The 613-nt window shown below is 59.4% G+C and carries 2 pseudogenes; both read right to left on the bottom strand.

The features are described 5' to 3' along the window. A pseudogene (locus MBELCI_RS22205) lies at positions 1-101 on the bottom strand (IS110 family transposase); the annotation flags it as partial. Positions 102-213: 112 nt separating this feature from the next. Further along, a pseudogene (locus tag MBELCI_RS19010) lies at positions 214-471 on the bottom strand (transposase); the annotation flags it as partial. Positions 472-613: the final 142 nt, after the last annotated feature.

Below are 613 nucleotides of genomic sequence, written 5' to 3' on the forward strand. Positions count from 1 at the left end.
CGCAACTGGCGCCTGAGAACAACCGCGCCCCCGACATCAACGCCGTGAAGCTGGAAGACTGATTTGGCAAGATCGACGCCGATCGTGATAGGCTGTTCCATGGATGGCTCCCTTCATGGGTTCAGTATGACAGCACCCAATGTGGCACATTGCGATGCCGGGAGCGGGAGCCATCCACTCCATCAATGGCGCTCCAATGGCTCACCGTCAGTTCTTTCCCAGCAGGTCTTTCAGAACCACGTTGTCCAGCATGGTATCGGCCAGCAGGCGCTTGAGCTTGGCATTCTCATCCGCCAGCGCCTTCAGCTTCGCGGCCTCGGACACTTCCATGCCGCCATACCTGGCCTTCAGCTTGTAGAACGTCGCCGGGCTGAGCCCATGACGGCGACAGACTTCGGCAGTTGGCATCCCGGCTTCCTGCTCCTTGATCATCCCGATGATCTGCGCCTCGGTGAAGCGGCTCTTTCGCATCGTCTGCTCCTTCGCAGGTCGTGTCGCGAAGTTGGTGGAAATTTGAGGGCGACGTAATCTCCGGGTGACTTGCAACCACCCAACCGGCGGCGACAACCGCCAGGGAGATCACGCCATGGACTAGTTTACTGAAAGCGCGAGC

It is taken from the genome of Limimaricola cinnabarinus LL-001 (assembly GCF_000466965.1).
GTDB classification, from domain to species: domain Bacteria; phylum Pseudomonadota; class Alphaproteobacteria; order Rhodobacterales; family Rhodobacteraceae; genus Limimaricola; species Limimaricola cinnabarinus.